The following is an 11554-nucleotide window of genomic DNA, read 5'->3' on the forward strand; positions in this document are numbered from 1 at the left end:
TCATCATAATCGTGTGGATAATCCCATTAATGACTTTCCTGTTAATCTTCGCTGGTATAGCGGTTATCGCCTACGGGATTCTCAGGGAAGACAAAGCGATCAGCAGGCCCCCCTAGAGGGGGCCTTTTCATTCGGGGAAACCAATGAACCTGTATCACTGGGCGGCCGCCAGCTGCCTCAAGGAGTATTCGGCCGGCGACATCATCGTCATGGCCGAGACGATCGAGGATGCTCGACAGAAGGCCTACAGACACGCCGATATCTGGATCAGAGATCAGCGGGCCTGGTGGTTCAACTTTGACGGCTCAATCGACCGCGAGATGTGGCAGGACAGCTATGACGGCTTTTATCGCCTGCTCAAGGAAGATCTGGCCCAGGAACCAGACTTGATAACCCCTGGTGTCGTCTTCATTCGGGGGTCCGAGTGAGCGGAAACAGCTGCCGGCTCGGCGCCATGAAGGATGCCAAGATCGGTGTCGCAGCCATCTGCCAAGAGAAGGCCTACGTCGTCTTCAACAATGGCGTCCAGTTGCCGATCACCCGCTGGCTCAATGCCGACAAGCAAACCTGTCACATCGGCGAGGAGCCTCGCCATTACGAATTCGGAGATGAAGAACACGGCTATGGCACAGGCAGTTACGACGCCTATGACATGCCGTCCTGGGAGCACCACTGATGCAAGTTCCACTGCCTTGGTCGCCGGCTGACCGCTATATCGTCCTATCGCCCAGCCAGAGGATCGCCCGGGATATTCTCTGGGTCGACCATCAGATCAATCCCAGGCTACCGATCCTGAGATTCTTCGGTCGGGTCGATTCGCTCCGCGGCTATCGCAACATGCCGGTCCTGACCCTGGATCCTCATCTCGAGTTCCGCCAGAGAGACCGTGACGAGCTCAACATCCTGTTCGCCTATAGCAACATCCGGAGCTGGAAGTCCGAAGACTTCCAGCATCTCAAGGATCTCAGTGGATCAAATTGATCCAGGGGTTGAGCCGGAAGGCATGCAATCCCATGCTCGGGCCGATCGAGTAGCCCAGCTTGCCGTCATTGAACAGCGCCAGCGCATTGTCGGCCACCGGTGAACCGATGTCCCCGATCAGCGGGAAGTTGGGCACGGCGGTCATCAGCAGCGAACGCAACGGGTTGTGGCGCAACATGTAGGCAGCTTCCTTCATGATGCGGAGCTTGTAGTTGTAGAACCACAAGAGACCCATGCTCTCGAGATACTGACGGCCGCGGCCGGCGAGCTTGTTGTAGTTGACGAACGCCTCGTTGACCTGGGCGATCGCCTCATGCTTGCCGACCTTCTTGCGGCCGCTCAGGTGGTCATAGAGGATCGCCTTGCCGACGAAGTCGCCATACTGCACCGCACGAGCCAGGCCCTGGAACAGCGCCGTGTCGCGCGTGACCAGCGCATAGCGGGCCGGGGTCTTGAGACCATCGGGCAGCGAGTTGACCTTGCGCTCGACATAGCTCTGCCATTTGCCGTCGGCGATCGCCAGATCCTCGGCCGTGACCTGGCCATTCGAGATGGCCGAGAACTCGCCTGCCTCGATCAGCGGCCAGATCGACATGCGCTTGTAGCTGTCCTGCAGCGAGCGGATCTCGGTCTCGAGCTTGCGGATGGCAACCAGGTCATTCTTGCCCTTGGCCGCCCTGAGCTCTGCCTCGGCCGAGATCTCGCGGCCGCGGCGCTTGATGTAGGCATTGATCTCGGCGGTCTTGGCCGGAACACCCTTCAGCACCTCACGAAGCGGGACACCGCGGTTGAGCAGCTGGAACATGTTCGAGACCATGTTGGCCGCCGGCACGATCACCGACTTGACCACGATCAGGGTCTTGGCATTGGCCACCACCGACTGGATGTTCTTTTCCGAACCAACCAGGATCGAATAGGCGTTGTTGCCAAGGATGCCGGCAGCGAGCTTCTCGAACTCGGTGGCGACAGTCGGCTTCCACCGGGTCTTGCCGGTGAACAGATCTCCGACCGAAGCCTGGCGGGCGCCGAAGGTATCGAGCAGCATATCACGACGGACCCAGAACTGGTCCGGCCCGAACACCTGCTTGATGTAGTCGCGGCTCTGCTTCGGGATCAGGCGTTCAGCCTCGATCAGGATGCGATCGTCGGTCCTTGGATCGAGTCTGGCGATGTTGACGAACTCGTTCCTGCGGCCTTCACGCTGGCCTTTCTGCCAGAGCTGATGCAGCGTGTCGACGAGCTCCTCATTGACCTGCTTTGCCAACAGCTCCTCGACCTGGCGACCACGCCAGACACCGATCATCTGCGCCAGATCCGTCGAACGGTTGAGGCTGATCAGCTTGCTGGGATCGGCCGCACGCTCGAAAGCCACGATCCGGCCGGCATTGTCGTAGACCGGCAGGAGATTTTCCCTGGTAGCCGTCTGGTTCGCCAGCTGGCGTTCGACCAGGCGCACCATCTGAGCGTCGTCGATGCGACCGGCCATGACCTCGCCGACCGTATAGCCGGTCTCGGGATCGACGCCCGAAGCTGTCTGATGGACGGTCTGCAGCACACCCTGACTGAACGGAGCCCGACCGGAGACCGGTGCGAAATAATAAGACCGGTTGCCGAGCACACGATCGGCAGAGGAACCAGTGTAGGCTGACAGGCGCTTGTAGCCGCGGCCTACCAGGTGAGCATGCTCGCTGTCGGAAGCGATGAGCAAGGATCCGCCGCTCTGGTTCTCCGAAGGGATATGTCCCTTGTAGTGATTGAACAACGCTGCCGTGGTTGAGCGTGCCTTGGCGAGCTCATCCGTGCGCTGGCCGACCAGGTAGTTGTTGACGAACTCGACACCATCCTTCTGGTTCCGGATCAGATCAGCGACCATGTCCCTGGATTGCTGGTCCGTCTGCTCGATGGCATAAAGCGTGACCAGGCGGTCGAGGTCATCGACCATCGACTGAGCCGGCGTCAGGTTCCTGACACCCGCAACCGAGAAGGCAGCAATCGCATGAGCATTCCGAAGGAGCTGTGGGCCGTGTTCCCCGGTCACCATGAAGTGAGCGAGCTGCTTTGCTTTCACCAGGAACCGTTGATCGTAAGTCTGTTCAAGGGCCTGAATTTCGGCATTCCGGCGGGCTTCACTGCTTACGAGCTCAAGGCCACCCACGATCCCGTGGCGCCCATGGAGTGCCGCGAGATCCGTCTTTCCAAGCACCTTATAGAGTGCGGTCCACTGGGCAGCTGACACCGGCCGGGTGAAGGCACTGGCCAGCTTCTCCGGGAGCAGGTCACGGAACTGCTGACGGGTCTGCTGCACCTCGGCCCGGACCTTCGAGATCATGTCGAAGACCGGCGCATTCTCACGGGTGCGGCCGACGACATCGGCAACCAGTTCCTTGATCGGGTTCAGACCCTCCCGGCGGTTGAGCCAGGAGACGACACCGAGAGCTGCCTCTTCGGCCCGAGCCTCGTTGATCATGGTGGCCGCGGCATTGACCAGGCGGGCGCCGGCGCGAACGACAGGGCTGCTGCTGGTCTGCACGACCTGGCGGCTCTTCAGCACGGCCTTCTCGCTCAGGTTCTGCGCCGCATCGGCGACGTAGTTGTTGAGCTTGTCGAGACCGTTCTCGGTGGTGCGCTCGATGAAGGTCCGCTGGTCGCCGACGTTCTCGATCATCGCCATCATCAGGCTGTCGAGAGCATCGCGGACATTGGTGTCGTTACGCTTCTCGCCCGACAGAACCAGGGAGAGCCGATCCATGCCGGCGTTGCCCAGGTTGTCGATCGCCGCGTCCAGCGTCTTGGCATTGTCCTTGATCGTCTCCGGCTTCTTCATGCCGGCGAGGATCTTGCGGAACCTGTCACTGGTCATGGCGAGCGAGATGAACGAGCTCATCAGCGAGGACCGGCCATGCTTGTCGGTCTCGTTGATGTAGAGGCCGTTCAGCGCATCGAACATCTGCTGCGCATGGTAGGCGTCAGCCTGGTCGTTCGGATCGTTGTTCTCGCGGAAGTCCGTGACCTTCAGCGACTTGATGACGTCGGCGTAGATATCCTCCATCCGCGAAAGCGAATTCGGGTTCAGCTGCACCTCGGTCGCCAGGGTCGCCTGGATCATGGTGAAGGTGGTCCACGCCTGCATGTTCCCGAGATCCGGGAAGTAGGCAGCAAACGACGTGGCGATGTCGGCGGCCGACTGCTTGGCATCATCGAGCTCACGAGCACGAACCAGGCGCTGGTGATGACCGGTCAGATCCTGGCCGCCCTCGTTCATCCAGGCAACCACCTTCTGGCTCAGCCGCTGGCGGATGGCCTTCAGCCGATCGCTGGTGCCGAAGTAGCGGGACTGGTACAGCGCCGTCGTGGCGAAGTCCTGCTTGAGCAGCTCCACCTGGCTCGGCGTAGCCATCAGGATCCTGGTGTTGAAGCGCAGGTTCGACAGGATCGAGTCACCAACGCGAGGACCTTTGTTCTCGCCACCCCAGATCAGCGCCTTGAGCGCACGAAGCGCATCGCCGACGATCCGGAACAGCGGGTTCTTGACCTTGGTCTTCTGAGCCAGCGTGGCCAGGTTCTCATTGCCCAGCACCCAGGCCATGAACTCGTTCAGCGCCTGAGCGTCACGACCTGCACGCTGATGCTGCAGGATCGCATTCTCGGCCGCACGGCGGGCGCCATAGCCGGCTGCATTTTCGTTGCCATAGTCGAGAGCGAGCCACTCATCCATCAGACCCTCGATGCGGGTGATCGCATCACGCTCTTCCTTGGAGAGCAGCGTCGGGTCGGCATAGAAAGCGTTCACCTTGTCGAAGGTGGCGGCGTGGATCAGCTCGTGGACGATGGTCTCGGCCGACTGGTTCGGGATGAGGATTATCTTGGAAATCGGATCGTATTTTCCAAAGAAATCCTGATCGCTCGGGGTAGCCCGATCAGCGTTGTAAACACCTTCCCAGGCGCGCAGCTGGGCACTGTTGCCCAGCACCAGACGATGTTCGGACTTCTCCAACAGCTTCACGGCCTGGCGCATCATCTCGCGCTGGACCGGGGTCAGCTTGTTGTAGAGCGACTTGAACAGGCCGGTCAGATCCGAGCCAGTGAGCACACGGGCACCGGTCTCATCTGCAGCACCGACTTCTGCGGCCGCGGTCAGAATGGTCTCATCCCCCTGCTCGATGGCGGTCTTGCCGGCTTCCTTCAGCCGGGACTCGGCGAGCAACTCTTGGTAGCGGGCATTCATCGCTTCCGCAATGGTCGCAAGATCGGCTTCCGGATCCAGCTCGACCGAACCTTCGTTGACGAACGGGCTCTCGGAGCTGGCCATCTGGTCGACCGAAAGCGGGAACTCGGCATACACTTGCCGGCGGATATCGGTCTGCTCGGCCACCTGGTTCAGCTGAGCCAGGACCTGCTGCATGTATTCCTTCGCCTCGTCCGGCGTGAGCAACTCTTCCGGCTTAAGTTCGAACTTGCCGGCCTTGGCTTGCGAAATCTCCTTCAGAGCTTGGTTCTGCGGATCGTTCAACGCACCGCCGGGGAACAGAGCTTCCACCGGGCTGTTGCGCAGGAACTCGGCAAAGCTGTCAGCGACCGAACGCACCGGATTGGTGTTACTCGTCCAGGTCTTGAACACAGCCTCGTTGACGCCGCGGGAATAATCCTCGATGGCGTCGGCCGGCATGTTGAGACCGTCGAAGACGTGCAGCACACGGTTCGCTGCCTCCTGGTTCTGAGCCAGGAAGTTGAGCATCATCTGACCATCGCCCGAGCCAACGGTGAGCGTGGGGATCGAGCTGACGCCTGCCAAGGTCGGGCCATAGACATAGGCCGGTGAAGACAAATCGCCCGTCAGCGAGCGAGCAAAGCTCTCCGGCATCGGGATCTCATATTCCTTGCCGTCGATCGTGATCTTGGAATGGATTACTTTCTCGCTACCGTCCGGCTGGATTTCAGTCCGGGTCAGAAGATCCGACTTTTCACCACCCGACAGGAAATAACCTTGGGTCTTGGTATCGATTATCGGAGAATATACCTGCAGATTTTTCAGAATATCATCCAGATCTTTCTGCGACAGGAATTCCCCCTTGTTGTAGTCGTACTTCGCCGGGTCGCCCTTCATCAGGGCGATGCGGGCAGCAATCTCCTGGATGAACATGCCCTTGAGGATGATCGACTGCAGCTGGGTAGCCTGCTGGATCGCACCGGTGGTCGTGTCGACGTGCTGGGTCACCTTCTCCTGGATCGCATCCCGCATCGGGTCGACCAGGAACATCTTGATGTTGTTACGCAGAGCCTTCAGCTGCTTGCGATCGAGCACGAAATCATGCGGATTGACGACGAGCTCAGCCGACTTGCCGGAAACGAAATAGCCTTTCTTCGGATCCTTACGGACCTGCCTGGAGACCAACTCCTGCAGGTCATCGAGGATGACGGGCAGATCGTTGGCCTGCTTGCCGGGGATCGCTTCGGACAGCTTCTCATAGACGGCGCCGATCAGCTCATCAGCGATCTTGCCGGCAATGCCGTTGGCTCCGGAACCATAGATGGTGATGGTCAGCGGGTTCTTGGTGAGACCGCGCTTGATGGTGAGCGAGTCACCGTCGACCGTCACGTTGGCATCGAGCGCTCCCAGGAGTCGCTTGAATTGCTGGAACAGCGCATACGCTTCCGGCGCATCGGCAGCCAGGGTCTCGTTGAGATCGGCCATATTCCGTTCGGTCTTGGTCGAGCTGTCCTCATAGAGGTCAATCTTGTGGAAGACGCCATCCTCGGACTCGCTATTCAGCGTCTTGCCGAGACGGCCGAAGAACACACCACCCTTGGAGATCTGCTTCAGCCATTGCGGCGTGATCGAGCCAGTGGCCCACAGCATCAACGCATTGATCGGACCGTTGGTCTTGCCGTCAGCTTCTAGATAGTTGGCCGTTTCGAATGCCGACAAATCCTGGCCCTGATCCCCGGCGTTCTCGTAACGAGCCAGGGTGAGTAGGGAATGGATTCCATGCGGCTTGAGCTTTGCCGCCTGCAGCAGCTCGAGCGTGCTGGCCGGAATAGGACCCTTCTTGTCGAGCCAGATCTTGAGCTCTTGAACCAGGGGACGAAGTTCACCGCCCTCGGTCATGGCCGTCTTGATGACAGCCTTGACGACGTCAGCCCGGATTGCCTTCTCAGGCTTGACCCCGGTCTGGTCAGCAATACCCTGGCCGATCGTCATCAGGAACTTGCCGAAATCCGATTCAGAAGGATCCCGTAGATCCAGCTTGGTTCCGGTCGGCATGAAGACCTCACGGGCGAGCTTGTCGGCCTGCGGGTTGGAAAGACCAGCCATTTGCAGGCGGCCCAGCTTGTTGACGTGGTGCTTGTAGTAGGTCGGCGCATTCTCGCCGTGCCGTTTCACCGCGGCCATCTGCTTGGCGACGTTGTTGAACGAGTTCACCAGCTGGCGCTGCAGACCCTTGACCGATTCCCAGTGGGCCTTGTTGAGGCCCATCTCGGTATGCTTGCGGTCGAGATCGCCCTTCTTGTAGGGGCGCTCGCTGAGCAGCGAGACGAAGGCTTCCTCGCCCAGGGCCTGGACGAAGTCAAACACATCATGGTTCGGGAAGTAGGGGGTCTTCTGGACATTGGCCAGCGCCTGCTTCTGCTGGTCCGTGGTCTTGACCGTCGGATTGCGCAGCTGGGTGCCGTCGACTTCCGTCACCGGTTCGCCGATCGAGTAGCTTTCGATCTCCTTGGTCTTGAAGGCCAGGTCGGCAAGCAGCTCGTGGGCGCCATCCAGGCTCTTGATCAGCGCCTTGACGTCACTGGTTCGGACATCGAACCAGACGCGGCCGAACTCCTTGTTGGAGACGGCCGGGAATTTTTCCATTCCCAACTTGATCAGGCCAGCAGCCTCGAGCCCGTGCAAGAGTTCGGCCGCAACACCTTCCGGGATACCGCGGGTGAAATCTTCTTTGACTTCACGATTGGCTTCGACGCCCCAGAATTTGCGGACATGCTCAGCCAGGGTACGCTTCGCAATGTCGACAGAGGTGCCGCGGTTGAAAGCGGTCACCATGTCATCGCTGACATCCTGTTCATCGATGCCCATAAAGCGGGCGACATCGCCCCTCTGAAGCTCTACCGATCGGTCAGCCAGGTTGAGCGCCCAGTCAAGAGCAGCGATAACTGCCGTCTGCATCAACTGGGGGTCATAATCCTCCATGTTCTTTTCGAGCAGGTTGAGGACCCGGGTCTCTTTCCAGCGCGTGACTTCAGTGCCAGCCTCCATTTTGGCCTTCAGGCCGTCTTCCGCCATCTTGGCATCGAGGCGGTCGTACATGTGGCTGAGCGCCTTATTGCCCAGAACCAGGAGACGCTGGAAACCCTTGAGATCATCGGCCGTGATCTTGCTCACGTCGAGACCTTCCGCGAAACCGGACACAGCACGAAGGCTGCCCAGCATACGGTAGAATGCCCGGAGCGGTGCTTCAGTCAGGTCGAGCATCCGGGAGTTGATCGTCTTCGGCAGCCGGAACGCTTCATGGAACCGGTTGCGGCCTTTCGGCTGAACCAGGTTGGGGAATGCCTCGGCCATCGTCAGAGCCGGGCCGGTGTCTTCCGTGGCTTCGACAAGATCCAGGACCCGGCGATCGGCAATCTGTTGTGCCGTCGGGGCTTCGGCCGGAAAAGCGTCAGCGCTTTCTTCGGGTTGGGTCTGCTGAGGAACCGTCTCGGCAACGGGTTCCGCGTCCACCTCGACAGGAGCCTCTACAGGCTCAACCTTCACAGTTTCTGCGACCGGCTCCTCGACAACAGGAGCAGGCTCGCTCACTTCCTGAGTTGACGACTTCTCAGTCTCACCGGTAGATTCCGTCTTGCTGACCTCTTCCGCAGGGGTTTCTTGGCGGACATCCCTGGCGGGCTGAGCAGGCGGAAGGGGAAGCTCCACCTTCGCATTGTTGGTCTCTGACGTGGTAGCCGGAGATTTGACAGGTGCAGGTGTCGAGCTTCCCCTGTTTTCATCCAAATTCAGAGCCGGGATCTCGAGCTCGGGGATGCCGAACTCCGGATATTGCTTGGCGATGTCGTTGGCCAGCTGGCTCGTTGCCAGTGCCTCGGCATGGACCTTGCGGGCGAAACGCTCGGAGCCGGCATTGCCGACACGCACACCAACCTTGTGGTAGCCATCGGCCGGCAGGAACTTGTCATCTGGACCCAGTGCCGAATAGGCCACGTTCTGCCCGTCGCCATTGGCGATCGAGGTGTTGAGCGCCACGACCTTGTTGCGCATCGAGCGAGCGAACAGCGCCAGCCGCTGAGCCTTGCGGCGAGCAGTCTGGACATCACCCTGGGCGATGGCCTGGTTGATGCCGGCGACATGATCCCGGAGCGAGGTCTGGTGACCCTTGACGCCGCCATCGGTCTCGATCTGGCGGCCGACGAAGTTCATCCGCTCGTCATGCGCCTCGGTGAGCTTGAGCTCGTCCTGGAGATCCTGCGCCTGGTTCTCGACCGGGCCAGCCTCGGGAAGCCGGTTGCGAGCCTCATAGAGCCGTGCCGAGTTGAGCAGCGAGGTTGCGCTGCGGATCACGCGCTTCTGCTCCGGGGTGAGCTGGATGGTGCCCTCATCCGCCTGGAACAGGACCTGCTCGGCGACATTCGGGTTGACCGCCTGCGGAGCGACCTGAGCCACGTTGACCAGGTTGGAGACGATCTGGTGGCCCTGCTCGGAATTCATGTCGACCTGGGAGAGATCCTGGTCGGGCATCTGCATCTTTTCGCTGGCCCACTCGATGGCCTGCTTGACCTGCGGAACCTGAGCGATCTCCTGCAGGATACCGGCGTAGCTCTGGAAGCGCTGGAAGTCCTCGCTGTCATGCGAGACCTTGTCCATGAACTCGGGGAAATCCTCGAGGAACAGCTTCTTGTTGTCCTGGACGGCCTTCAGCACGAAGGCACCGGCAGCGGTGCGATCTTCCGGAGCAGCGGTCTCGTCGTTGGCAACCTGAGCCAGGGAGCTGACAGCCCCGAAGAGATCGGGCGACTGCGCCACGTTCTGAGCCAGATGGGAAGGAAGCCCGTCGAAAGACTCGGGCTTGATCTGGGAAGCCTGCTGGACCTGGTTGATCCACTTCTGGCTCTGCTCGTCGGTGGCGCCATTCTCCTGGGCAACCGTGCGCAACGACTCGGCGACTGCTGGAGCTTCCTGAGCTGCGGCCGCAACTGCCGGTGCCATGTTCTCGGGCGAGACCGTCGACTCGGCCTGGCGATCGGCGAGGATCTTTTCCCCGCGCTGCTTGGCCGTGTCGGCAACGTATTTCAGGCCGACGCCTGCCGTCTTGGCCGCCTGCTTCAGACCGCCGAGAGCAAGACTCGGAGCCTGGGCGACAGCAGCCGAACCAAGGCCGCCGACAGCGCCCAGCACTGCCTGGTTGCCGACATCCTCGGTGATGCCCTGGTTCGGATCGGCCTGCAGCTTGACGCCAAGGTTCTGGGCGACCTGGCCGGTAACCGACTGGGCAGCTTCCTCGACTGGTTCCTTGATCAGGTTCTGCGCGACTTCAGCGATCGGCCGGAACTTCAGCGGGGCTGCTTCGAAAGCGCCGACTTCGGTGACCTTGCCGATGGCAGCACCGGCAATGCCCTGGATCGCCGCGGCAGTCATGCCGGCGTTGTGAGCGATGTGTTCCCTGGCCGTCTGCGGATCCACACCATTGGCGATCGCCGCCTGGTAGTCAGGCGACGTCTGCATGAGATCCTCATGCGAGCGGCCCATGATGTCGGTGACGGTCTGGGAGTAGGCACCGCCACCTTCCATGAGACCGATTGCTGCCGGGGCAGCAACTCGAGCCGCCATGCCTGCTGCGGTCAAGCCCTTGATGAGCGGGCCGCCGGCGCCGAGAGAACCAGTGCCCTGAGCCACGGTGCTCTTAAGCAGCGTCGGGTTGTCAGCAATCCGCTCGACCGAATTGAGGGCATCACGGCCGATACGCTTCAGGCCGGCGACCATGGATCCATCGGTCTTGACGTCCTGCTCGAACTGCGCCGCCGTGTCCTGCTGATCCAGAGAGCTGCGGACACCCTCGATATATTCGTTGCGCTTGGTCTGCTGCGACATGTCCCGGCGGGTGTAGCCGATGAAGTCGTTGAGCAGCTGGTTGGCGCCGACACCCAGTTTCGGGTTGACGATGCCGGCGCCGAGCACGCCGATCGAACCGACGGCCGAATTGAAGCCGGTGGCGACGTCGACGATGTTGTCGCTGATCCCGCGCCCGGTGGCGCCCTTCATGAAGTTCTGCAGTTCAGCGTTGCCCTGATCCAGCTGGTTCAGCTGGGACTGCACGGCCTGCGGATACTTCTGGCCGAACTCGAATGGCGTCAGGTTCTGGCGATCCTGGAGGATCTGATTGTCGGTCGCGACAGCGTTGCCCCGGTTGATGGCTTCGTTGAGCATGTCCTGTGCCACGCCGCCTTCGGTCGTGGCCTTCCCGATCTGAGCCAGATCCTGGACGAACTTGCTGTTTACGTCGGCCATGGGGTCCTCGGATTATCTTGAAAATGAAAAAGGGAGCGGATGAAAATCCACTCCCTTTATATGCACCTATTT

At 60.6% G+C, this 11554-nt stretch carries 4 protein-coding genes; 3 read left to right on the top strand and 1 reads right to left on the bottom strand.

Annotation, left to right across the window (positions count from 1 at the left end):
• Positions 1–143: 143 nt before the first annotated feature.
• The 3 genes from EJ073_RS09565 to EJ073_RS09575 are packed head-to-tail and all read left to right on the top strand — an operon-like array spanning position 144 to position 981.
• Positions 144–428 (top strand): hypothetical protein, encoded by a 285-nt coding sequence (locus EJ073_RS09565; RefSeq protein WP_126055504.1) that lies wholly within the window; start codon positions 144–146, stop codon positions 426–428.
• The gene (locus tag EJ073_RS09570) at positions 425–676 is read left to right on the top strand and encodes a hypothetical protein (protein WP_126055505.1); all 252 of its coding nucleotides are present in this window, start codon (positions 425–427) and stop codon (positions 674–676) included. The genes EJ073_RS09565 and EJ073_RS09570 overlap by 4 nt, the downstream gene beginning before the upstream one ends.
• On the top strand, positions 676–981 hold the full coding sequence (locus tag EJ073_RS09575) for a hypothetical protein (RefSeq protein ID WP_126055506.1): 306 nt from the start codon (positions 676–678) through the stop codon (positions 979–981). The genes EJ073_RS09570 and EJ073_RS09575 overlap by 1 nt, the downstream gene beginning before the upstream one ends.
• On the opposite strand, the gene EJ073_RS09580 is transcribed toward EJ073_RS09575, so the two are convergent.
• A complete protein-coding gene (locus tag EJ073_RS09580; protein WP_126055507.1) occupies positions 965–11482 on the bottom strand; it encodes a hypothetical protein in 10518 nt (3505 codons plus the stop codon). The genes EJ073_RS09575 and EJ073_RS09580 overlap by 17 nt on opposite strands.
• Positions 11483–11554 lie beyond the last annotated feature (72 nt).

The organism is Mesorhizobium sp. M4B.F.Ca.ET.058.02.1.1 (assembly GCF_003952505.1).
GTDB lineage: Bacteria > Pseudomonadota > Alphaproteobacteria > Rhizobiales > Rhizobiaceae > Mesorhizobium.